Origin of the sequence: Corynebacterium sp. KPL4035 (assembly GCF_037908325.1) — a bacterium.
GTDB lineage: Bacteria > Actinomycetota > Actinomycetes > Mycobacteriales > Mycobacteriaceae > Corynebacterium > Corynebacterium kefirresidentii.
This window is the reverse complement of sequence record NZ_JBBMGF010000001.1, coordinates 297,324-321,186: the sequence shown is the minus strand read 5'-3', so window position 1 is coordinate 321,186 and position 23,863 is coordinate 297,324. Positions and strand designations below refer to the sequence as shown.

General features: G+C 58.2%; 20 protein-coding genes. 3 read left to right on the top strand and 17 right to left on the bottom strand.

Features of this window, described 5'->3' with window-relative positions:
* Positions 1–47: 47 nt before the first annotated feature.
* From WMP96_RS01495 to dapB, 6 genes are all read right to left on the bottom strand, one after another.
* A complete protein-coding gene (locus tag WMP96_RS01495; protein ID WP_436407005.1) occupies positions 48–3,386 on the bottom strand; it encodes a DNA translocase FtsK 4TM domain-containing protein in 3,339 nt (1,112 codons plus the stop codon).
* Positions 3,387–3,603: 217 nt separating this feature from the next.
* On the bottom strand, positions 3,604–4,239 hold the full coding sequence (locus tag WMP96_RS01490; protein WP_239204185.1) for a TIGR03085 family metal-binding protein: 636 nt from the start codon (positions 4,237–4,239) through the stop codon (positions 3,604–3,606).
* 57 nt (positions 4,240–4,296) lie between these two features.
* On the bottom strand, positions 4,297–6,426 hold the full coding sequence (locus WMP96_RS01485; protein WP_023021349.1) for a ribonuclease J: 2,130 nt from the start codon (positions 6,424–6,426) through the stop codon (positions 4,297–4,299).
* A 2-nt stretch (positions 6,427–6,428) separates the two neighbouring features.
* The gene (gene dapA / locus WMP96_RS01480) at positions 6,429–7,337 is read right to left on the bottom strand and encodes a 4-hydroxy-tetrahydrodipicolinate synthase (protein WP_301715665.1); all 909 of its coding nucleotides are present in this window, start codon (positions 7,335–7,337) and stop codon (positions 6,429–6,431) included.
* 56 nt (positions 7,338–7,393) lie between these two features.
* The gene (gene thyX / locus WMP96_RS01475; protein ID WP_049361193.1) at positions 7,394–8,140 is read right to left on the bottom strand and encodes an FAD-dependent thymidylate synthase; all 747 of its coding nucleotides are present in this window, start codon (positions 8,138–8,140) and stop codon (positions 7,394–7,396) included.
* Between the two features lie 3 nt (positions 8,141–8,143).
* A complete protein-coding gene (dapB, locus tag WMP96_RS01470) occupies positions 8,144–8,890 on the bottom strand; it encodes a 4-hydroxy-tetrahydrodipicolinate reductase (protein WP_301715664.1) in 747 nt (248 codons plus the stop codon).
* A gap of 141 nt (positions 8,891–9,031) precedes the next feature.
* Between dapB and WMP96_RS01465 the strand changes: the two genes are divergently transcribed.
* Positions 9,032–9,421 carry a VOC family protein gene (locus tag WMP96_RS01465; RefSeq protein ID WP_239204191.1) on the top strand — a complete coding sequence of 130 codons (390 nt, stop codon included), beginning with the start codon at positions 9,032–9,034 and terminating at the stop codon, positions 9,419–9,421.
* Between the two features lie 127 nt (positions 9,422–9,548).
* Positions 9,549–10,244, top strand: a complete 696-nt coding sequence (locus WMP96_RS01460) for an AMIN-like domain-containing (lipo)protein (protein WP_436406949.1) — start codon at positions 9,549–9,551, stop codon at positions 10,242–10,244.
* Positions 10,245–10,338: 94 nt separating this feature from the next.
* Here WMP96_RS01460 and WMP96_RS01455 read toward each other — a convergent pair whose 3' ends face one another.
* From WMP96_RS01455 to WMP96_RS01440, 4 genes are all read right to left on the bottom strand, one after another.
* Positions 10,339–12,585, bottom strand: coding sequence for a polyribonucleotide nucleotidyltransferase (locus tag WMP96_RS01455; RefSeq protein ID WP_301715663.1), 2,247 nt, complete (start codon positions 12,583–12,585; stop codon positions 10,339–10,341).
* A 143-nt stretch (positions 12,586–12,728) separates the two neighbouring features.
* Positions 12,729–12,998, bottom strand: coding sequence for a 30S ribosomal protein S15 (gene rpsO / locus WMP96_RS01450; protein WP_005278802.1), 270 nt, complete (start codon positions 12,996–12,998; stop codon positions 12,729–12,731).
* A gap of 170 nt (positions 12,999–13,168) precedes the next feature.
* Positions 13,169–14,101 carry a nucleoside hydrolase gene (locus WMP96_RS01445; protein ID WP_301715662.1) on the bottom strand — a complete coding sequence of 311 codons (933 nt, stop codon included), beginning with the start codon at positions 14,099–14,101 and terminating at the stop codon, positions 13,169–13,171.
* Positions 14,102–15,124, bottom strand: a complete 1,023-nt coding sequence (locus tag WMP96_RS01440) for a bifunctional riboflavin kinase/FAD synthetase (protein ID WP_284835407.1) — start codon at positions 15,122–15,124, stop codon at positions 14,102–14,104.
* A 23-nt stretch (positions 15,125–15,147) separates the two neighbouring features.
* Here WMP96_RS01440 and truB point away from each other — a divergent pair, with 23 nt between their 5' ends.
* Positions 15,148–16,041: a tRNA pseudouridine(55) synthase TruB gene (gene truB / locus WMP96_RS01435; RefSeq protein WP_301715661.1), complete on the top strand. Its 894-nt coding sequence runs from the start codon at positions 15,148–15,150 to the stop codon at positions 16,039–16,041.
* Here the strand turns inward: truB and WMP96_RS01430 are convergent.
* The 7 genes from WMP96_RS01430 to WMP96_RS01400 form a co-directional block, all read right to left on the bottom strand.
* Positions 16,038–16,712 (bottom strand): 4'-phosphopantetheinyl transferase family protein, encoded by a 675-nt coding sequence (locus WMP96_RS01430; RefSeq protein WP_301715660.1) that lies wholly within the window; start codon positions 16,710–16,712, stop codon positions 16,038–16,040. The two genes, truB and WMP96_RS01430, sit on opposite strands and share 4 nt — an antisense overlap.
* Positions 16,709–17,524 carry a metallophosphoesterase family protein gene (locus WMP96_RS01425; protein WP_301715659.1) on the bottom strand — a complete coding sequence of 272 codons (816 nt, stop codon included), beginning with the start codon at positions 17,522–17,524 and terminating at the stop codon, positions 16,709–16,711. Before WMP96_RS01425 ends, WMP96_RS01430 begins: the two co-directional genes overlap by 4 nt.
* Before the next feature lie 84 nt (positions 17,525–17,608).
* Complete coding sequence (locus WMP96_RS01420; RefSeq protein WP_023021337.1) at positions 17,609–18,949, bottom strand: MATE family efflux transporter; 1,341 nt, start codon at positions 18,947–18,949, stop codon at positions 17,609–17,611.
* Complete coding sequence (locus WMP96_RS01415; RefSeq protein WP_239204205.1) at positions 18,946–19,908, bottom strand: DHH family phosphoesterase; 963 nt, start codon at positions 19,906–19,908, stop codon at positions 18,946–18,948. The genes WMP96_RS01420 and WMP96_RS01415 overlap by 4 nt, the downstream gene beginning before the upstream one ends.
* Positions 19,909–20,352 carry a 30S ribosome-binding factor RbfA gene (gene rbfA / locus WMP96_RS01410; RefSeq protein ID WP_023021335.1) on the bottom strand — a complete coding sequence of 148 codons (444 nt, stop codon included), beginning with the start codon at positions 20,350–20,352 and terminating at the stop codon, positions 19,909–19,911.
* Positions 20,353–20,615: 263 nt separating this feature from the next.
* A complete protein-coding gene (infB, locus tag WMP96_RS01405; RefSeq protein ID WP_340431959.1) occupies positions 20,616–23,354 on the bottom strand; it encodes a translation initiation factor IF-2 in 2,739 nt (912 codons plus the stop codon).
* 106 nt (positions 23,355–23,460) lie between these two features.
* A complete protein-coding gene (locus tag WMP96_RS01400; RefSeq protein WP_239204209.1) occupies positions 23,461–23,808 on the bottom strand; it encodes a YlxR family protein in 348 nt (115 codons plus the stop codon).
* Positions 23,809–23,863 lie beyond the last annotated feature (55 nt).

Here is a 23,863-nt window from a genome sequence, read left to right as displayed (position 1 = left end):
GCAGGATGGGGTACTCCCCTCCAAGACTTGCCTAAGTTTACACGATCTTAGAAAGCGCCTGCCGAAGGGTTATATGTTGCCTGTACGGTACGGGTATCACCGGCCTCGCTCGGCGAAGCAGGCTCAGCGTTTGCGGTGGACTCGGCGTCGGAGGAAGCTGCGGCATCATCGTGTTCCTGCTGCTGCATCTCCTCCTGGACTTCCTTGGGGGCCTCGGCAGGGTCGGCTCCTTTGATCATCCAGATGATGGTATCAAGCTCTTCCGGCTTCACGAGGACCTCGCGAGCCTTAGATCCTTCGGATGGACCAACAACGCCGCGGGATTCCATGAGATCCATCAGGCGGCCGGCCTTGGCAAAGCCAATGCGCAGCTTGCGCTGCAACATGGAAGTAGAGCCCAACTGGGCGGTGACAACCAACTCGACGGCTTCGAGGAGGTCATCCATATCCTTGCCAATTTCCTCATCGATTTCCTTCTTGGCCTCGGACTGCTTTTCCTCAGTCACGCCCTCGGTATAGTTCGGTGCGGCCTGGGACTTGGCGGCATCGACGACGGCCATAACCTCATCATCTGAGACGAATGCACCCTGCATACGCACTGGACGCTTGCCCTGCGGGATAAAGAGGCCATCGCCCATGCCAATAAGCTTTTCAGCACCACCTTGGTCCAAGATGACGCGCGAGTCCGTCAGCGAGGACGTTGCGAAGGCCAAACGCGATGGAACGTTGGTCTTAATCAGACCGGTGACCACATCCACGGACGGGCGCTGGGTTGCCAGTACTAGGTGAATACCAGCGGCACGCGCCTTCTGAGTGATGCGGACAATGGAGTCTTCAATCTCCTTCGGTGCGGTCATCATCAGGTCTGCCAGCTCATCGACGACGCAGACGATGTACGGGTACGGGCGAACCTCGCGTTCGGACCCTGCTGGTGCCTGGTATTCGCCGGAGACCACCTTGCGGTTATAGTCCTCAATCTTGCGCACGCGAGCAGCCTTCATATCCATGTAGCGCTGCTCCATCTCCTCCACCAGCCATTGCAGGGCTGCTGCGGCCTTCTTCGGCTGGGTAATGATGGGCGTGATCAGGTGCGGAATGCCCTCGTACGGGGTAAGTTCCACCATCTTCGGGTCCACCAGGATGAGGCGAACCTGCTCAGGGGTGGCTCGGGTTAGCAGCGAGACCAACATGGAGTTGACGAAAGCGGACTTACCGGAACCGGTAGCACCGGCGACCAGCAAGTGCGGCATCTTTTGTACCGAGAACGAGGTGTATTCGCCTTCGATATCCTTGCCCAATCCAATAAGCATCGGGTCAGGAGAGCTGGTCATGCTGGGCGCATCAAGCACCTCACGCAGGTGTACCATCTCGCGGTCTGGGTTGGGAACCTCAATGCCAACAGCTGACTTGCCGGGGATAGGCGTCAGCAAGCGCAGGTTGTCCGTGGCTACGGCGTAGGCGAGATTGGACTGCAAATTCGTAATCTTGGATACCTTGACGCCTGGCCCCAGCTCGATTTCATAACGGGTCACTGTTGGACCACGGCTGAAACCGGTGACTTGCGCATCCACCTTGAACTCTTCAAAGACATCAGTAATGGCCTCGATAATGCGGTCATTAATCTCGGTGCGCTCCTTGGCTGGGGTTCCCGGAGTCAACAAATCCGTAGAAGGAACCGCGTAATTCTCGTTGCCAAACTGTGCGGCGGGCGCGGCGGCGGGCGCCTCAGCTGGCGCGGGCGCACCGGCACTACCCGTTCCCGCTCCTGGTTCGGCCGTCGGTTGAGAGCTATCCACCTGCGCGCCGGTCGTTGCATCGCGTCCAGAACGTTCACGGAAGAGCTGGCGAGCCTTCTCGTGCGCGGACGATACTGCATCCGCGCCTCCTTGTGCAGCGGACCCAGCGGCACCTGCGGCAGCACCTGCTACCGCGGCTCCAGCGGCTCCGGCAGCACCGGCACCTGCAGCCTTAGCTGCGCCACGTGCCGCCCCTGCAGCTCCCGCAGCGCCAGCGGCTGCCCCCGCAGCCGATCCCACAGCGGAACCGGCGGCGGTACCCGCTGCTGAAGCAGAGCGAGCAGAGTCAAATGCGGAGCGCTGGCCAGCGGTGCCCAGAACGCGGGTCGGCTCCGAGTCTACGGAGTCTGGCTGGGCCGGCGAAGACGCAGCAGGACCTTCTACGACTGGAATCTCATCGGTATCCTCAATATCGCGCGAAACTGGCTTCTCCGCCGGAGTGGACACGGACTGAAAGCCGCCACGCGTTGGCGCGCTAAAGGTACGGGTTGCTTCGTCCTCCTCCGCCGCAGCGGGGGACTCTGTGGGATAAGAGGAACCACGCGGAGAGGGGCCTTCAGTGCGGCCTCGGAAAGCGCGCAGGCTTCCACCGCGTTCAGAGGTTCGGCGCTTGGCTGCAGGTCGGGCCGGGCGGGTGCTGCGCTCACGCCCTTCCGCAATATCATCGATATCGCCGGTGACGTGTCCATAGAGGTCATCGCCTTCGTCTTCGTAATAATCTTCATCCGCACCGCCAAAGCGAGAGAAAGCTGCAGCGATGGCATCAGCCACCAACTCATAAGCCTCGCGGATGGTGATTCCGGTGACCAAAAGGGCGCCGTAGATAATGACGAGGAAAAGCAACGGCACTGCAACGAAGGAGGTAAAGGCAGTCTCCAACAGGCCACCAATGGCATAGCCGATTACTCCGCCCGCGCCACCGGCACTTTCCGGGGTAAAGCCAAGTTCAGGGGTGCCAGCAAAGATATGGATCAAGCTGAGCATGGCCAATACAATGACGCTAATTCCGCCCACAATGCGCGGCTTAAAATGCCCCGCCGGGCCGGAGATATCCATCATCAAGGCAATGGCCAAAGCCACTAAGGCCACTGGCAGCACCCATGCGCCCGCACCAATGACATAGCGCACGATATTGCCCACCCAGGCACCTACTTGGCCAGCGACACCGAACCAGACCGTAGCCGCGAGCACGATGGCAATACCGATGAGCACGAGTGCCACCGCATCGGGATTTTTCACCTGAATGCCGCGCGACTCCGACTCACCCAATTCCATGGTCGAAGGGTGTTCTTCCGCTGCTTCATCATTGGCACGAGTAACCTTGCTTTTCTTTTTATTCTCCCCGCGTGCAGAAATTTCTTCCGGCTCCCTCGTCGTCTCGTACTCCTCGGTGTCATATACGTCTTCGCTCGGCTTCAGCCCGGTCATTCCATGGCTTACACCTCGCGCCATGTTTCCCATGCCGCGCGCCGTGGCACCAAACACTGCGCCCAAGCCCTTGCCGACGGCCCGGAACGCACTACCAGTGCGCTCCTGTGAGGTCGCTGCAGCACGCCGATGCGAGGACGTCATAGCCAAGGTTTCCGGCATGCCAGCACCGGACCGGCTGCGGCCAGATGGCCGTGAACGATTCGTCTTTCGGCGCGTCCCGCGCGAAGAGGCATTTTTGACAGACATGCCTCTACCTTAACCGTGACACCCCATAAATCACATTAGCCACACGCGTTTCCCCCGAGGCCTAGGGTCATAATCTAAAGTCACACCCCCAACGGCGCACGACGATTGCGATAATAGTACTAATTCAAGGCTAGAGAGTTGACCGTACGGCGGGTTTGGCATCTCCCTCGAGCGTGACTTCGGCAGCGTCACGTCCGAAGGACCACAGAATCAGTTCGCCTACCTCCCCCGATACTCGGACTACGGCATCTCCCTTATCTGCTACGCCGTGCTTATCTGCGGCGACAATGCGCGGTAATCCTTCGGGCTGCATAATGACCGGGCGAGTCGAGTTTCGCAGGGCCACCTTAGCTAAGAGCTTCAGGTAGCTATGCATCTGCTGTTTGATTCGTGCCGAGAAATCTCGCGGACCCATGCCATTAGCCCGGCGAATGTCCTCGTGGTGAACAAAATGCTCTACAAAGTTTTGCTGTGCATCCACGAAACGAACGGGGTTATAGGTAGCCGGTCCCCTCCCCCAGTCATCAACGAGCTCATCAAAGTCGCGTTCGGAAACCTTGCGCGATTCCTTTTCTAGGTGGCCGGACAATGCCTTGACAAAAATTCCAGCGGCTGCATCGGGGCGATTTTCCCGCACCCACAGATGTACGGCTAGGTCACGGGTAGTCCAACCCTCGCACAAAGTAGGGGCATCAGGACCAAGCTTATGAAATAGCGCGACCATTTTGGCGCGCTCAGCAGAACAAAACGACATAGGCCCCAGCATACCGAGCTAGCTGGCATGCTGGGGCTGCGTCTGCCTTTATACGAAGAACCCTGCTATTTACAGGGACTCACGAGAAGCATCTACGTCTTCATCATCGGTAACCAATGGGCCGGAGTTGGTCGGCACGATGGTCGGCAGAATGACCGGCTCGCGCTTGTACTTCGAATCCATAAGTTTAGATACCTTGCGGCGCAGTTTCTGCACCATGCGGTAGGTATCGTTCTCGCCCTCGGCGGCGAGATCATTCATGGTGTTTTCTACCATTTCTGCGACCTCCGGCACGATGCCGCGGTCATCATCGGAAAAGCCTGTGGTAGATACCGTTGGGTGCTCCAATAGGCGCGAGGTGCGGTTATCAATCACGCACGTGATAGATACCACGCCACCAGTTCCCAGGTTGGTGCGGTCGGCCAAGGTATCGGCATCCACATCGCCCATGGACACACCATCGACGTAGAGGTTGCCCACCTGCATCTGGCCTACGACCTCGGCGCGGCCCTTGCGCAAATCCACGACGACGCCGTTTTGCGCCAGCACCGTACGATCGCGGTCCACACCGGTGGAAATGGCCAGTTCCTTATTGGCACGTAGGTGGCGCCACTCGCCGTGCACCGGCATAGCGTTGCGCGGGCGCGCTGCGTTGTACAGGAATAGCAGCTCACCGGCATAACCGTGGCCCGAGGCGTGCACCTTGACGTCTTGGTTAGTAATGACGTTGGCACCAATCTGAGACAGCATATTAATCACGCCGTAGACCGCTTCCTCATTGCCCGGGATAAGCGAGGAGGAGAAGATGATGGTATCGCCATCACGTACGGTAATTTGGCGGTGCTCGCGACGAGCCATGCGCGATAGAGCGGCCATTGGCTCACCCTGCGTACCGGTGGTAATGAGCATGGTCTTGTGCGGAGCCATCTTGGCAGCCTCATCAATGGGGATAATGGTGCCGCGAGGGACCTTCAAAAAGCCCATCTTTTCCGCGATTTCCATGTTGCGCATCATCGAACGGCCGTTGAAAGCCACCTTGCGGCCATTTGCCACGGCAGCGTCGATAGCAGCCTGCACGCGGTAGACGTTGGATGCGAAGGAAGCCAAGATAACGCGCTGCTTCGCGCCGGCAACGAGACGCTTAAAGTTGGCGGGGATATCACCCTCAGATGCAGATACACCAGGCACGGTGGCATTGGTGGAATCACACAGCATGAGGTCGACGCCCTCATCACCGTAACGAGACAGGGCTGGCAGATCGGTTGGACGATTATCCAGTGGGGTCTGATCCAGCTTGATATCACCGGTATGGATGATATTGCCCGCTGGGGTTCCCAACATGATGCCCAAGGCGTCCGGTACGGAGTGGTTAACTGCCCAGAAGCGAACCCGGAATGGTCCATAAGTCACGTCGGATTTTTCATTAACCTCGACGAACTTCGGCTTCTGACGATGTTCCTTACACTTCGCGGCAATGAGCGCGATGGTGAAGCGAGAAGCAACAATAGGGATATCCGGGCGCAGCTTCAGCAGCCACGGAATAGCTCCGATGTGATCCTCGTGCGCGTGAGTAACGACGAGGGCCTTGACCTTGTGGATCTTCTTCTCAATGGGGCCAAAGTCAGGCAGGATAAGATCCACGCCCGGCTCACCGGAAGACGGGAAGAGCACACCGCAGTCAATGATGAGGAGGTCATCACCATACTCGAAGACGGTCATATTGCGGCCGATCTCCGAGATTCCGCCCAAAGCATAAATGCGAAGTGCATCCTTCGGCTGCTTTGGTGGCTCTGGCAAACGCTTGGTTAGATCCGCACCCTGCATCGACTTGGGCACGTTGCGGCGACCACGGTTATTGCGGCCGCGGCCCTTACCGTTGCCATTTTTGTTGTTGCCGCCATGGTTATTATTTCCACCATGGTTATTGCCGTTGCCGTTACCACCACGGCCACGGCCGCGGCTACCACGGGAACGGGAGCGGCGGTTGTTACCGCCGCCATCATGGTGGTTATCGGAAGAATTCTTTTTGCCAGAGTTGTCCTTATCGCCCTTAGCCGGCTTATCCTGTGCGGAATTGCCAGCATCAGTAGCTGGGGCTTGGAAAACTGGCGAAGCCGCCTCGTTGGAGGCGGTTTCGTTTTCCGCCGGTGGGCCCGCCTTGCGGGTCACCTTGCGGGAACGGTTACGGGGTTCATTCATTCTTAAAGGGCTCCAGATTGTTCCAGATCACGGCGAAGTACCTCGCGTTCCTCCTCGCTCGCAGCGGTAACAGGAAGACGGGTATCGCCAACTTCGATGCCCTGCAGGCGCAGGGCTTCCTTTGCAAACGTCGCTCCGCCCAACCGTGCTTGTGCCCGGGTAAGCGGAAGGAGCGTTGTGGTATTGATTTCTCGGGCGCGGGCCATATCGCCCGCGTCGAAAGCTTCATAAAGTTCTACCAAGGCACGCGGCACAACATGGCCGATGACGGAGATGAAACCAGAAGCGCCGAGGGAAAGCCACGGCAGGTTAATCGGATCATCACCGGAATACCAGGCCAGGCCGGTTTCTTGGATCAGTTCTGCGGCCGCAGGAAGGTCGCCCTTGGCGTCCTTCACGGCTTGAATATTCGGCAAATCCGCAAGGCGGCGGAGGGTATCCGGCGCCACTGGGATGCCCGAGCGGCCAGGAATGTCATAGACACAGATTGGTAGATCCGTGGCTTGCGCGACTGCGGCGAAGTGCTCATAAACACCCTTTTGGGAGGGCTTCGAGTAGTACGGAGTCACCACCAATAGGCTATCTGCCCCCGCATCCGCGGTGGCCTTGGCCAGCTTGATGGAAGCTGCGGTGTCATTCGTTCCGGCACCGGCGCATAGCTTTGCGCGGTCTCCGACTTCTTCCTTTACGGCTTTGAGCAGCTCCAGCTTCTCTTCAACCGACGTGGTCGGTGATTCGCCCGTGGTTCCACCTAGGATGAGCGAATCAACGCCATTGTCTACGAGATGAGCCGCTAGGCGACGACCTGCTGCAACGTCCAGCGCACCGTCACGGTCAAACGGGGTAACCATGGCGACGCCGATGCGTCCGAAGGTGTCGACGCCAGTCTTTGCTGTCATACCTGTGCTCATAGGCGTCAAGATTACCCTTTTGGCTAACAATTAGCCGCATCGGGGTCTCGCGCGTGTTAGGCGTAGGGGCTTGCCGCCATCTGGGTGCCATCAGCCAACGTGGTGATATTGAAGTCGTTAAAGAGCACCGGCGCCTTGCTCTGCAGCAACTTCAAGCACTCTACCGCGACGTGGCGCAGCTCTTCATCGGCCTGTTCCGCGGCACGTGCACCGATAAAATGCCGCCACGCGCGATAATTGCCGGTGACAACGATGCGGGTTTCTGTTGCGTTGGGAAGCACGGCACGGGCCGCCTGGCGAGCCTGCTTTTTACGCAGGAGTGCATTAGGCTCATCCAGTTTCTCTTCGAGCGCGCTAAGCAGCTCGTCATAGACAAAGCGAGTTTCATCTACAGCCTGCATGACCAACCGGCTAAGCTGCTCGTCTTCGGCCACCAATTTAGGCAAAACCACTTCAGTTTCATCTGGGTGGACAAAGCGCTGGGAAAGCTGCGAGAAGGAAAAGTGCCGGTGGCGTACAAGCTCATGGCTCGCCGAACGCGACAGCCCCGTGATGTACATCGTTGCTGTGGCATGCTCAAGCAATGCGGTATGACCTACCTCCATGATGTGGTGCAGATAGGCTTCATTCGTTGCCGTGCGGGGATTTGGTTTGTCAAAAGACTCGTAGCACGCTCTTCCAGCAAACTCGACTAGTGCTTCCCCATCTGAGGCCGAATCATCCGCGGTCCAGTCCACAGTGCGCGGGGCGTGAAATTGCGTTGCGGCAATGAGCTGAATGTCTAGCTCACTTGCTTTAGCCATAGCTTAAAGCCCCAAGTACTTATCTAGGCCGACGACCAAACCTGGGTGTTGCGCAATCTGGCGCACGCCCACCAGTACGCCCGGGGTAAATGACGCACGGTCATAAGAATCTTGGCGAATAGTCAGAGACTGACCTTGGGCACCGAAAATAACCTCTTCGTGTGCGACCATGCCGCGAGTGCGTACCGCGTGTACCGGAATGCCGTCAACATTGGCTCCGCGTGCACCGTCCAGTTGCTTTTCCGTGGCATCCGGCATCTCGCCTAAGCCTGCCTCCTTGCGAGCTGCTGCAATCCCTTCAGCGGTATGGATGGCGGTACCGGACGGCGCATCCAGCTTTGTCGGGTGGTGGAATTCAATGACCTCTGCAGTTTCAAAGAACTTAGCGGCCTGCTTTGCCAACACCATGGTGAGCACAGCGGAGATGGCAAAATTCGGCGCAATCAGGACATTGCCAGCACCGTCTTGCTTAGTCCACTCCTCTACCTGCCCCAAGCGTTCCTTATCAAAGCCAGTGGTCCCCACCACACAGTGAATGCCTTGGGCAATGCAGAATTCCAGATTTCCCATGACGGAGTCCGGCTGAGTAAAGTCCACGATGACCTCCGCGTGGGCGTCGACAAGCTGCTGCAAATCATCACCGCGGTTGATTTCTGCCACCAGCTCTAGATCATCTTCTGCGTTTACACCTTCGACGATTGCTTGACCCACGCGCCCGTGAGCACCTAGTACGCCAACCTTGATAGCCATGGTGTGTTCTCCTTATTTCAGCCACATCGTTAATACTTTTCTCCCCATCCTAACGCGCATGATAGCTGCGCAATTCCTCGCCTGCTGCAAAGAACGTGTTCTCCTAAACGGTGCCCGAGCTTCATCACTAGGATGGCCTGCATGCAGATATATATCGCTTCCGTTCCCGTAGATGACGTTGCACGCGCTCACGATTTCTATGTCAACACGCTAGGATTCCGCGTTAAGGATGACGTTACCCACGGCGATTTCCGGTGGCTTACCGTCACCAATGCTGATGGCGAGGGAGACACCGAGCTACTTCTCGAGCCGAAAGGCCACCCCGCAGCAAAAGACTATGCCGCGGCGCTAAAGGCCGATGGAATTCCGGTCACCCAATTTCTCTCCACGGACATTGAAAGCGAATACAAGGAGCTCAGCGACAAGGGCGTGCACTTTACCATGGAGCCCACCGATGTTGGCCCCTCCATCATTGCCGCTTTTGATGACACCGTGGGAAACCTTATTCAGCTCGTGCAGTTAAAGAAGTAGGCCTACTTCCCGCTTCCGCAACGCGCCTCTTAGGCCGTTTAACAATTGGATCACTTTCTATCCCCTGCCTCATCAGCCTCAGTAGGATGGGGCTTATAGCACGGTAAGCACCAAGGAAGTGATGAACTTGTCTCGTTCAATTTTCTCTCGCACTCTCGCCCTAGCCACCAGCGCAGGTTGCGCATTAGCGCTTGCCGCTTGTTCCGCAGAGGACTCCACGCAGCAAAGCTCACCGGCGCTTAGCGAGGTTCAGTCAACTGTCGACACGGCTGAGGCCGCAGCCAGCACCACCCCACCTACTACTTCCGCCCCGCAAAGTACCTCAGCGGCGGATGCTGGCCAGCAATCAATCCCACAAGTCGCGTCCCCAGTTGCGTTTGCGGGCATGGGCACAGCCTCGCTCGAGGACCAACAGCATATGCCGGAAGGACTTGGAAACCTCATCCCCACGGGTGTGCGAGTGGGAGCTCATGATGGGTTTACGCGCGTTGTTATCGACTTGGAGGGCGAAGGTGAACCGGGGTGGTTTACCTCCTATACTGATGCCCCCGCCCAACAGGCATCCGGCAAGCCAGTTGAGGTTCAGGGCACTACCTTTCTAAACCTAGGCATTGAGGGAACGCCATGGCCTTCAACCCCTGAGCTCAAGGAAAAATACATGTCCCCAGGCACTACTCCGGGTGCCGGGGTGGTGAGCGAAATCAACTACGCCACCACATTTGAGGCACAAACCCAGCTCATTATCGGCCTTAAGAAAAAGACTCCCTACTCGGTGACTTTTCTGCAAGAGCCATCGCGCGTGGTGATTGATTTCCAGAATTAAAGTTCTGACATCACCGCTCGGGGTACGCAAAAATCAAGAAAGGCCCTGACTTCCAGTGGGTGAACTGGAGCTCAGGGCCTTTTAGGCTTGAGGATTAATCCTCAACCGGAACCAGGGAAATCTTGCCGCGGTTATCGATGTCAGCGATTTCTACCTGAACCTTATCGCCAACGTTGATGACGTCTTCCACCTTTTCGATGCGCTCATCGCCACCCAGGTTGGAAATGTGAATCAGACCGTCGCGACCCGGGGTCAGGGAAACGAATGCGCCGAACGGAACGGTCTTTACCACGGTGCCTAGGAAGCGCTCTCCTACCTTCGGCAGCTGCGGGTTAGCAATGGAATTGACCTTTTCGATGGCAGCATCTGCGGCTTCACCGGTAGCAGCGGAAACATAGACGGTTCCGTCATCTTCGATGGAGACATCTGCGCCGGTCTCCTCGGTGATCTGGTTGATGGTCTTGCCCTTTGGCCCAATGAGCTCACCAATCTTATTGACCGGGATCTTCACAGAGGTGATCTTCGGGGCGAGGCCAGACATCTCATCCGGCGTATCGATGACCTCAGCCATGGTTTCCAGGATGGTAGAGCGGGCATCACGAGCCTGCTCCAATGCCTGAGCCAAGACCTTAGACGGGATACCATCCAGCTTGGTGTCTAGCTGCAGGGCGGTGATGTACTCGGAAGTACCTGCGACCTTGAAGTCCATATCGCCAAAGGCGTCCTCGGCACCGAGGATATCGGTCAGGGCGACAAACTTCTCCTTACCGTTGACCTCACCGGAAACCAAGCCCATTGCGATGCCGGCTACGGGTGCCTTGAGCGGAACACCGGCGTTGTAGAGGGACAAGGTGGAGGCACACACAGAGCCCATAGAGGTCGAGCCATTGGAGCCCAAGGCCTCAGAGACTTGGCGGATGGCGTACGGGAAGTCCTCGCGGGAGGGGATGACCGGAAGCAGGGCGCGCTCGGCTAGTGCACCGTGACCAATCTCGCGGCGCTTCGGGGAACCTACACGGCCGGTTTCACCGGTGGAGTATGGCGGGAAATTGTAGTGGTGCATATAGCGCTTGGATTCCACTGGGGTCAGGGAATCAATCTGCTGCTCCATCTTGAGCATGTCTAGGGTGGTAACGCCCAAAATCTGAGTTTCTCCGCGCTCAAATAGGGAGGAACCGTGCGCGCGTGGCACCAAATCCACCTCGACGGAAAGGTCACGGATATCGGTAACGCCGCGGCCATCAATGCGGAAGCCCTCAGAGAGGATCTTCTGGCGCACGATCTGCTTCATCAAAGCGTTATAAGCGCCGCGAATCTGCTTAGACGCATCGGCCTCTTCCAAGTCCTCGAACTGGTCCAAGAGCTTTTCTTCGACCTGCTCCATGTATTCATTGGTGGCGTCGTCACGTTCCTGCTTGCCCGGAATGGTCAGCAGCTTCTCTAGCTTCTTGCTAGCAGCCTTTTCCACTGCCGCGAAGACATCATCGCCGTATGCCGGGAAGAGTGGGAACTCCTGGGTTTCCTTGGCGGCACGCTCCGCGAGACCGTTCTGGGCTTCGCACAAGGTCTTAATGAATGGCTTTGCTGCTTCCAAGCCTTCAGCAACGGTTGCTTCCTGCGGCGCAGGAGCGCCTTCAGCAATGCGCTCTGCAACGTTGGTGCCGGCACCAGCCTCGACCATCATGATGGCCACGTCGTCCTTGCGGCCCTTCTTAACCATGCGGCCGGCAACAACCATCTCAAAGAGCGCGCGCTCGTGCTGCTCGTGGTTCGGGAAAGCCACCCACTGGCCTTCCGGGTGCTTATCGTCGGCGATAAGAGCCATGCGGACGCCGCCTACAGCACCAGAGACGGGCAAGCCAGACAGCTGGGTAGCGGCGGAAGCACCGTTGATGGCAACGACGTCGTAGTACTCTTCCGGATCCTGGGACATGACGGTGACGACAACCTGGACCTCATTGCGCAGGCCCTTGACAAAGGTCGGGCGCAGCGGGCGGTCGATGAGACGGCAGGCCAGGATTGCCTCAGAAGAAGGGCGTCCCTCTCGGCGGAAGAAGGAGCCCGGAATCTTGCCAGCGGCGTACATTCGTTCTTCTACGTCAACGGTCAAGGGGAAGAAGTCGAATCCCTCGCGCGGCTGGTTAGAAGCGGTGGTGGTGGCCAACAACATGGTGTCATCGTCCAAGTAGGTGGTCACGGAGCCGTCTGCCTGGCGGGCTAGCTGGCCGGTTTCAAAGCGCAACGTGCGGGTACCAAAGTCACCATTGTCTAGCGTGGCAATGGCTTCGGTAATGCCGAAGTCCTCGTCAATGTTGAACTCGACGGAGTTCTGAACGCTCATTAAAAAATGTCTCCTTGAGTGGTTTAGGCGATCGTCGGTGCCGCCTGGTTAATTTTGTCTACGACAACGCTGTCAAATTCTAACAGAAAAACCACAAAAGCCCCGCCTAAGGGCGGGGCGAGAGGGCCAAAGCTGAGCCGAAATTAACGACGCAGGCCCAAGCGAGAGATCAGATCACGGTAGCGATCGACGTTGTTCTCAGCCAGGTACTTCAGCAGGCCACGACGGCGACCAACCATCAGCAGCAGACCACGACGGGAGTGGTGATCGTGCTTGTGGAACTTCAGGTGCTCGGTCAAGGTATTGATGCGGGAGGTCAGCAGGGCAACCTGTGCCTCAGGGGAACCGGTATCGGTTTCGTGCAGGCCGTACTCCTTGAGGATTTCAGCCTTCTTCTCAGTGGTCAAAGCCATGAGTATTTCTCCTTTATTTCAGTCCACATTATCGTGACGCATAAGCCTGCGCGGTGCGCGGGACTTGTACGTGCCGCAACTGCTGTGAACCGCAGTCGCTAAGCCAAGGAAACACCTTACAGCGTTCGGACACAGAAAATCAAAACTCCCTGGCCCTTAAGTCTGGCCTGCTAGAGCTCGCTAAAGAGGGTTTCCAGTAGTTCTACAAACTCCCGCACAAAGCGCTCGCTATCTACACCCACAGCTACTTTCGCGGTTGCCGGTGTCGAAAGCCGCGTTTCGTCTGCGATTGTCCGACCGCGGGTAGGGCCGGTGGTATCGGTCTTGAGGTTTATCGAAAGGACGTCGACAAGCGAGGCATCTGCCGCCACCGCCACGGCCAGTGGATCGTGCAGGCCGCAACCGCCCAAATACGGCGACGTAGTGGCATAGGCACCAATATAATAATCGACCATGTCCGCAAAGATACGGCCGGCACGGGTACCTGAAGCGCGCCAACGAGCGGATTCCTCCGCAGTCAACAACGTGCGCAAAGTGACATCCAGGCCCACCATGGTGATATCGCCGGCATGGCGGAATAGGTAATCGGTAGCCTCCGGATCCTGGGAAATATTAGCCTCAGACCACGGCGTGACATTTCCAGGTACTGTGAGCGCCCCGCCCATCATCACCAGGTGCGCGTTCGCGGCAAAACTGGGGTCTTGGCGCATTGCGGCCGCAATAGTGGTGGAAGGACCGGTAGGAATGATGACCAAATCAGCGCCATGCTCGTGGACTGCTTGGATGAGGAAATCTGCCGCGGGTTGAGACTGGACCTGCCCGGTTGCCGGCGGCAGGAGGACCTCGCCTACGCCGTTGCGGCCATGGATAAAGGAGGAAATATCGCTCGGCCGAAAGCCATCCGGGCTGGGGCCGGCAAAAACCGGAATATCACCTTTGCCCAGCAGCTCCAGGAGGGCAAGTGTATTGCGCACGGCCAAGGGCACAGTCACGTTGCCGTACGTACAGGTCACACCGATTAGTTCCAAGTCTGGATGGGCTATGGCATACGCCAGCGCCAAGGCATCATCAATGCCGGTATCGAGATCGAGAATGGCCTTCATTTATTTCTCCCGTAGGAAATAGTCTTTGGCGGTCCAGCCTTGTGCCTTAGCATCGGCGGCAAGCACCTGGCGGGCCTTGGCTACGTCATTGGCCATGGCCTCTAGCAGCTCATCCACGGAATTGAACTTCACCATATCGCGAAGGTGACCGACGAAATGCACCGTGGCCTCATATCCATACAGATCCGCATCGCGGTCGAGCACGAAGGACTCGATGGAGCGCTCCTCGTCACCAAAAGTGGGGTTGGTGCCCACGGAAATAGCAGCCGCGTAGGCCACGCCAGGGCGCATGTCGCCGTCTATGGAAGCGTCAGAGTAGACAATAAACCACCCTGCATAAACGCCATCGGCCGGGATGGCCACCGTATCCGGGAAGTACTGATTGGCCGTAGGAAATCCCAGTTCCTTTCCTCCCCGACCCGCGCCGCGTACCACGGGCCCGGTCACGGTGAAATGGCGGCCGAGCGCCCAATTAGCGGATTCAATGTCCCCGTTTGCAAGACACTCGCGAATATGGGTAGAACAAATACGCACGCCCGCATCATCCAGCAACGGGACGATATCCACGCTAAAGCCAAACTCGGCACCAAAATCTTGCATGGCCCGGGCGGTTCCGGTGGCACCCGCGCCAAAGGTAAAGTTCTCCCCCACCACTATGTGCTGCGCATTGAGCTTTCCCACCAATAATTCTTCCACGTAGGGCCGCGGCTCCACGCCGGCTAGGTCTTTGGTGAAGTCGATGACAAGCACGGCTTCAATGCCTAGCTCCTCGGCCAATTCCAGCCGGCGCTCAAAGCTGAGCACCGCCAGTGGGGCACGCTCCGGTAAGAATACCGACACCGGGTGCGGGTCAAAGGTTACCATGACAGCGCGCTCACCACTGGCGCGAGCGTGCTCCACACAGGCGGAAATGAGCTGCTGATGGCCGCGATGTAGGCCATCAAAGACGCCGATTGTTACTGACGTTGGGCCTACTTCCGCAGGGATGTCATCGATTCCGTACCAAATATCCACGCAGACCATCGTAGAGCATAGACTTAGAGGCTATGACTGATGTGCTCGCAAACTCCGGCCTCGTCATCGTAGACAAACCCGCCGGTATGACCTCCCACGATGTTGTCGGCCGCCTACGCAGGTATTTTCACACCAAAAAGGTGGGCCATGCCGGCACCTTGGATCCCATGGCCACCGGCGTGCTTGTCCTTGGCCTGGAGCGGGGCACCAAGTTTTTGGCCCACATGGTTGCCTCCACTAAGTCCTACGACGCCACTATCCGGCTCGGCGCCGCGACCACCACCGATGACGCCGAGGGGGAATACTCCTGGGGCGCTAGCGCTGCAGGCGTTGACCGCCCTGCAGTTGACGCTGAAATTACCAAGCTCACTGGCGATATCATGCAAAAGCCCGCGGCCGTATCAGCCATTAAGATTAATGGCCGCCGCGCCCATGAGCTCGTACGCGAGGGCCACGAGGTAGACATTCCCGCGCGTCCGGTAACGGTGGATACATTCGACGTTCTCGCACAGCGCCGCGAGGGCGACTATATCGACTTAGATGTCACGGTAGATTGCTCCTCTGGCACCTATATCCGCTCCCTGGCCCGTGATTTGGGCGAGGCGCTTCAGGTAGGCGGGCACCTTACTGCTTTGCGCCGCACAAAGGTGGGCCCTTTTACGCTTGCCGACGCCCTCTCGCTCGACGACCTTGCCGATTCCCCGCGCCTTTCCTTGAGCTTGGACGAAGCCTTGGCTCGCTGCTTCCCGGTTCTATCCGTCACCGAGGATGAGGCGGCGGCTCTAGCTATGGGCAAATGGCTCGAACCCCGCGGGCTTAAAGGCGTGCATGCTGCCGTGGCTCCCAATGGTCAGGCGGTCGCGCTCATCAAGGAAAAGGGCAAGCGCCTAGCCACCGTGTTTGTCGCACGGCCCTCTACCCTTTAATGGCTAAAGTCTAGGGCCGGAACCGATGTGGACACGATGACGTAGCCATCGCGAATCACCCAGCGCCCAGTGATAAACGGCACCGGAGTGGGCCGGGCCAAAATATAGGAAATGAGCGTGCCATCCTCGCGCAGATCAATTTCTGCTTGGTCAAAGTCGAGCCAGCGGGAGGTCATGGGAAACCACGACTTATACGTGGCTTCCTTGGCGCAGAAGAGCAATCGGTCTGGGCAGTTAATCCCCGCCTTACTTAGCCGCAAGAGCTGCGGCATCTCCCCGGCTCGGGCAATCATGGCAAGAACGTGATCCGGCAGCGGTTCGGCGGGTTCTGCGTCCAAGCCGACAGATTTTAGGGCGGAGGTTGGAGCAACCACCGCGGCCCGCATTCCCTCAGTATGCGTCATCGATCCGATAAAGCCTTCTGGCCATAGCGGCATGCCCCGCTCGCCGCGCAAAATCGGCGTCGTCGGGTTAGCACCCAATTCTTGTAAGGCTCGGTGCGCGCACCACCTCGCATCGCCGAACTCCGCCTTGCGTACATCAACTGCCTGGGAAACGAGTGACTTTTCTTCGGCCGCGAGCTGTTCAAAATTGGCCAAATCCGCGTAGCTCGAATCCGTTCGCACATAGCAATATCGCGCACTGTCAGGAAATAGCTCTGGATACATCACGGTGTCCCCTCCTCCTTCTCAAGGAAACGCAGTACCGGATAGGGCCACGCCTGGGCGGTCTCGCGGCCCTGCCACTCTCGGGGATACCCCAACGATGTCTCTATGTGGTCCACGCCGTCCACATTGATGCGGGAGGGCATGTGCAAGTGTCCATAGATTACGGATTCGGCGCTATAGCGGCGCGGCCACGACCGTGTATGCCGCGTTCCGCACCATAAGGCAATCTCGGGAAAGCGCAACAGCATCGTCGGCTCTTGCACCAACGGCCAATGGTTGACCAGCACCGTAGGACCATTCACGCGGGAAAGACGTTTAATGGAATAGGCCAATCTATCCCAGCACCACGCCCGAATGTCTACAAAGGGGGCAATGGCGAACTCATCCGTCATCATCAGTTGCTTTGCACGTGCCGCTGCAATAGCTTGGTCCACGCTAAGACCATGTGGACGGAAGCTATAGTCATACAACGTAAAAAGCGGCACGATAGTAGTCCCGTGGAATACCGGATACGGGTCTTCGGGAGTGATAACTCCGATTTCCCTACACCTATCTACCAGGTGCGTGTATTTGTCTCGGCCTTGATATTGCTCTTGTGAGCGCGAGAAAAGTTCATGATTGCCAGGCACCCAGATGACTCTGGCATAGCGGTCTTTGAGCTGGCGCAGAATACGAATGATGAGATCGGTGCGCTCTGCTACATCTCCAGCCACGATGAGCCAATCCGCGGGATCTGGCGGCGTGAGCTGAGCAATGCGCTCACTATTGGCGCTTACCGCACCATGCAGGTCAGAAACCGCCCACACTGTTGGCATAGGTTCTACCTGCCTTCCAAACAACTGCGCACTGCACGGAGACGTGCATCACCCGCGAATATCAATACGCCCACTTTAGCGCAGCTAGTTCTCTTGTACTACGGCCCATTTCATGGATCGGAACCGGTAGACCACGCCCACCATACGGAAAGCAATGAATGCAGCAAGGCCGCACCACACGCCAGTCAACCCTGTGCCCATAAAATGCGCCAAGATGACGCCTGGCAAAAATCCCACCAGAACCGAAGAAATAGTCAGTGTGCGCAAGAAGGCTGCATCGCCGGCGCCAAGCAGTACGCCATCGAGCGCGAAGACTACGCCACCGCCAATGACCATGGCTACCAAGATCCACCACGGCTGGCCAATGGCATCGAGTACCTCCGGAGCGGAGGTAAAGATGCGTGGAATAATTCCCGCGCCGGCAGCGAAAACAGCGGCCAGCAGTCCCGAAAAAATCGTAGAGTACAACACGACCTTGCTGCCTACACCGCGTGCATGCTTAGCAGAGCCAGCGCCTAGGGCCGCTCCCGTCAAAGATTGTGCGGCAATGGCCAAAGAATCCAAGATGAGGGACATAAAGTTCCACAACTGCATCATGATCTGGTGACCGGCCAGAGAAGCGGTACCCACCCGGGAGACCACGGCCGTGGCGGTGAGGAAGGCCACCTGGAAGCTAGCCGAGCGCAGAATAAGATCGCGGCCCAAAATCAACTGCTCCCGTATTACATGCCATTGAATGTGCCAAGAGCCGGTATGTTCCTTGTGTAATTCGCGGACAAATAGCGCAGCAATAATGCTCATGCCCAGTACCGTGGCTATAGCGGAGCCGGCCAGCCCCCAGAAATGGACAAAGATGGGCACTGCAATCGCGCCGGGAATCATGCCAGCCAAGGTGAAATACAGCGGTTTCTTTGTATCTTGGACTCCGCGCATCCACCCGTTGCCAGCCATTTCCACCAATGTAACGGGAATGGCAAGTGCCGCGATGCGCAGCCACAACGCCGTTCCGGCAGCCGTGGCGGGATCACCAGTTAAAGCACGAGCAAATACGCCGCCGAAAATCCACATGATAACCGCGAGAAGCCCGCCTACTCCCAAGGCCACATAGGTAGCTTGTACGCCCTCAGCAACCGCAGCCTCGCGTTTTCCGGAGCCAAAGAGGCGAGCAGAGCGAGCGGTCGTGCCGTAGGACAAAAATGTCAACTGCGTAGTCACCACGGAGTGAATCGTGGTCGCTGCGGCCAGAGAAGCTAGCTCTTGCGCGCCAAGGCGGCCGACCACCGCAGTATCCAACAGAAGATAGAGCGGCATCGCCGCTAGCACGCCAAGCGCAGGAAACGCGAGGCCAAAGACCTCGCGTGCGGTTACTGTGCCGGCGGTGGAGCGATCCTGGGTGTTCAATCCATCCGTCTGCCCTGTACTCATTGAATAGCGGCCACCAATTCCTTAATGATTTCTTCTGGAGCTCCGTGAGCGGTATACCCTGCGGCTGGAACATGCCCGCCGCCGCCAAAGTTAAGCGCAACGGAGGAGCAATCAATCCGAGAGGAACGCAAGGATACCGCCCATACCTCCGGAGCCTGCTCTTTAAACACCACGCCTATGGTGGTTCCTTCTAGCGCACGGACGAATTCCACCAGTGACTCCACGGCCGAATCTGAGTGGCCGTGGATATCATCCCTTCGCGCGACAAGGATGCCTAGGGTGTGCTCCCCTGCTTCCTCAATACGCAGACCAGCCAGTACCCTACCAATCATCTGTAGATCGTCCGGTGTGATGGAATCCAAGAGGTCAGCGGCGATCTGCTTGGTATCGAGATCGTAATGCATAAGGCGGGTGGCAATATCATGCATTGCCGGCCTACCCCAGCGGAAGCTGCCGGTATCAGTCATCAAACCAGCATAAAGGCAGTGCGCGATATGGCGGTCAACTTGAATTTCTAGAGAATCCAAAATGCTCAGCAAGACCACGGTGGTGGATTCACATTCGGTATCCACCACATTGATGGCACCGAATCCTGGATTAGAAGAATGGTGGTCAATGCACAGAACCCGGCCCTGCTGGGCTAGCTGCTCAATGTGGTCTGCAAAAAATCCCGTCCGGTCCAAGGAACCACAATCAACGGTGACATAAAGGTCGTAGCCTTCGGGCAGTTCGCGGCTGACGATGACGTCCTCGGCACCGGGAATGGTGTATAAGTTCCGGGAGATTTCCCGATCTTGGCCCACGACGGCGCACACGTCTTTGCCCTGTTGCCGCAACGCGAGCAGCAACGCCGCAGCAGAACCGATAGCATCGGCGTCCGGCCGCAGATGCGTGACAATGCAGATGCTGTGGGCATCCTGCAGGGCAGCAACGGCCGGCTGGTATTGCTTTTTAGTCACTTAAGCCTCGTCTTCATCGGAGGTCTTATATGGGTTTGCGTCCCCTGCGGGCTGGGCGTTTTCCTTCAGCTTCGCCAACTCCTCGTCGCGGGCACGGGCACGAGCTAATAGTTCTTCCATATGAGCTGAAGCTTCTGGGACGGTATCGACCTCGAAGGTCAGCGTCGGGGTAAAGCGCACGGAGAGTTGATCTCCTACAATCTTGCGCAGCTGCCCCTTAGCGCGCTTGAGAGCTTCTTCTGCTTGCTGGAAATCCGGCTCGGAGTCAATGTCTTTTCCGCGCACGGTATAAAAAACGGTGGCATCGTGCAGGTCGCCTGTGACTCGAGTATCCGTGATGGTCACCAACTCAAGGCGGCGATCCTTAATCTGGCGTTCGATGGCGCTTGCCACGATTTCCTGAATGCGCTTGGCCATACGCGCTGCGCGTGCGTGATCAACCATGTGAACCTCCCAGCTCAAAAAGAATCCATCTTTAAAATTACCGCCAACCGGTATAGAACCCACCAGTTTAGTGCGCAATACCGGACAATGAAAACCCGTACCGCTTGCACAGGTACGAAGTGGGCCATGCAAAATCATCGCTATAAACAAGCTGCTAAAGCAAAGGCCCACTTCCACTCTCCCCAATCCTCCCCACCTGTGTGCTGGAAGCACATTCAGTGGAGAGACGGTAAGTGTAGAAGTGGGCCTTGCGGCGGCGTCATTTAGTCGCGCGGAACCTCGACCTCTTCGTAGGCCTGGATGATGTCGCCTACCTGGATATCCGGGTAAGAGAGCACCATACCGCACTCATAGCCGGCCTTGATCTCGGTTGCGTCGTCCTTCTCGTGACGCAGGGACTCAATCTTGGCGTCGGCAGTGATGACGTTGTTATCGCGCAGCAAGCGAACCTTGCCGTTGCGGACAACCTTGCCCTCGGTGACCATGCAGCCGGCGATGGTACCCACTGCGGAGGACTTAAACAGGGCACGGATCTCGGCCGCACCGGTGTCGCGTTCCTCGTAAATCGGCTTGAGCATGCCCTTAAGCGCAGCCTCGACCTCTTCGATGGCCTTGTAGATGATCGTGTAGTAACGAATATCCACGCCCTCTTGGGTGGCCATCTCCGTCGCCTTGCCTTCCGCACGAGTGTTGAAGGCAATGATAACGGCGTCGGAAGCCGCAGCCAGGGAGACGTTGGTCTCGGTCACAGCGCCCACACCACGGTCGATGATGTTGAGCTCGACTTCGTCCTCGGTCTTGATATCCAGCAAGGCGTCTTCCAGTGCCTCGACGGAACCGGCATTGTCGCCCTTGAGGATGAGGTTGAGGGTCGAAGTCTCCTGCAATACCTTGTCCAGATCCTCCAAGGAGACGCGCTTGCGCTGCTTGGCCTGCAGGGCAGAGCGCTTGCGGGCGTCACGCTGATTGGCAATCTGGCGGGCAACGCGGTCGTCTTCCACCACGAGCAGGTTATCGCCAGCGCCAGGCACACCAGACAGGCCTTGGACCTGAACCGGGCGGGATGGACCGGCCTCTTCGACGTCGCCGCCGAATTCATCGAGCATGCGGCGCACACGGCCGTGTGCATCGCCCACGACGATGGAATCGCCCACGTGCAAGGTACCGCGCTGGACAATGACGGTAGCAACCGGACCACGGCCGCGGTCGAGGTGTGCCTCAATTGCCACACCCTGTGCGTCCATATCTGGGTTAGCGGTCAGCTCCAAGGCCGCATCCGCGGTCAGGATGACGGACTCGAGCAGCTGATCGATGTTCTTACCCTGCTTCGCGGAGATGTCCACGAACATGGTGTCGCCACCGTATTCCTCCGGAACCAAGCCGTATTCGGTGAGCTGGCCACGGATCTTATCCGGCTGAGCTTCCGGCTTATCCACCTTGTTGACTGCCACGACTACCGGAATATCCGCAGCCTTGGCGTGGTTGATGGCCTCTACGGTCTGTGGCATGACGCCGTCATCGGCAGCAACCACGAGGATAGCCAAGTCGGTGGACTTAGCACCACGGGCACGCATGGCGGTAAAGGCCTCGTGACCCGGGGTATCCAGGAAGGTAATGGTGCGTTCGCCGTCCACGTCTACCGTGGTCTGGTATGCACCAATGCCCTGGGTGATGCCGCCTTCCTCGCGGGCGCCCTCGTTGGTCTTGCGGATGGCGTCCAACAGGCGGGTCTTACCGTGGTCAACGTGACCCATGACGGAGACGACTGGAGGACGATTCTCCAGCGCTTCCTCGCCGCCTTCGTCCTCACCGAACTGCAGGTCGAAGGACTCGAGGAGCTCGCGGTCCTCATCCTCAGGGGAGACGACCTCGACGTTGTAGTTGATCTCGGAGCCGAGCAGCTGCAGTGTATCTTCCGATACAGAAGCGGTTGCCGTCACCATTTCGCCAAGGTTAAACAGCGCCTGCACCAGTGCTGCTGGATCCGCACCGATCTTCTCAGCGAAGTCCGAAAGGGAAGCGCCGCGACGCAGGCGGACGGTCTTGCCCTTGCCATCTGGCAAGCGCACGCCGCCTACGACATGCTTCTGCTGCTCTTCGTATTCATGGCGCTTCTGACGCTTAGACTTCTTGCCCTTGCGTGGAGCGCCACCTGGACGGCCAAATGCACCTGCGGTGCCACCGCGACGTCCGCCGCGTCCGCCGCCACGGAAACCGCCTGGACGGCCGCCACCTGGCCGACCGCCGCCTGGTCCTCCGTGACCACCACGGCCACGGCCACCGCGTCCACCACCGCTCGGTGCCTTAGACGGCATCGATGCAGGGTTTGGATGGGAAGGCATCATCGCTGGGGATGGACGGCGACCGCCGCCACCCTGGCTATTGCCGCCCTGGCGGTTATTTCCGCCCTCGTTTTGACCGCCGCGCTTGCCGCGGTTATCTGGCTTATTGCCGCCACGCGGGCCCTTAGAGCCGCCTGGACGTGGGCCCGGCCGGCTATCGCCGCCGCCCGTGGAGAACGGGTTATTGGCTACGCGGCGGGTACCGCCTGGCTTCGGCATCGGGCGAGGCATGGAATTGCCTGGGGTCGGGCGCTCGCCCGTCTTCTTGCCACCAGCCTGGCCGGGCTTAGGCGCGCCCTGGCCGGGTTTTGGTGCGGCAGGCTTGGCCCCCGGCTTCGGAGCCTGTGCGCCCGGCTTCGGTGCGGCAGCCTTTGCCCCGGGCTTGGCCGCAGCGGACTGCGCCCCTGGCTTAGGAGCACTTGCCTTGGCAGTGCTCTTAGCAGCGCCCTTGGCAGGCTTTTTGTCTTGCTTCTTCTCGGCGGACTCATCGCCACCGGACTGTGCTTCATAATGAGCTCGCATCTTCTTAACCACCGGCGGTTCGATGGTGGAAGAAGCAGTCTTTACAAACTCACCCTGTTCTTTCAGGGTGGCGAGCAGTTCCTTGCTGGTTACTCCGAGCTGCTTTGCTAGCTCGTGAACACGTAGCTTTCCGGGCACTTGTCTCCTCTTGGTATCGACTAGGAGCCAAGGCCACGGAAACTGGCCTGACCCCTAGTTAGGTTTGTTGGACGTTCATCGCTGATGCTTCATCGTTGTGCGCTCATCAGTGTTCGGTCTTCCTTTGTAACTCTGGTTTGTACGAATCTAACGCGGTGTCTTCCGCCTTAGCTACTTGTCCGCTCTGCGCTTCCAAGTATTGACGTACCTGACCTGTGTCCACGGGTGCGGACGTGCGAAGCGCGCGCTTGAAAGCACGTTTGCGCTCCGCCAGCTCGAGTGCAGAAAGGGTGGGGCTAATCCACGCCCCACGACCGGGAAGCCGGCGGTGGGGATCTGCTACCAGACGGCGGCCATGCGGATCATCTCGGTCGATAACCACTCGTAGCAAGTCCGTATCTGGCAGGCGGCGGCGAGTAGCAATGCAGGTCCGGAGTCTTAGCCTCTCAGACATTCAACTCCTTACTTTTCGCGTCGCCACTATGCCCCATTCTGCAACTGGGCCGTTT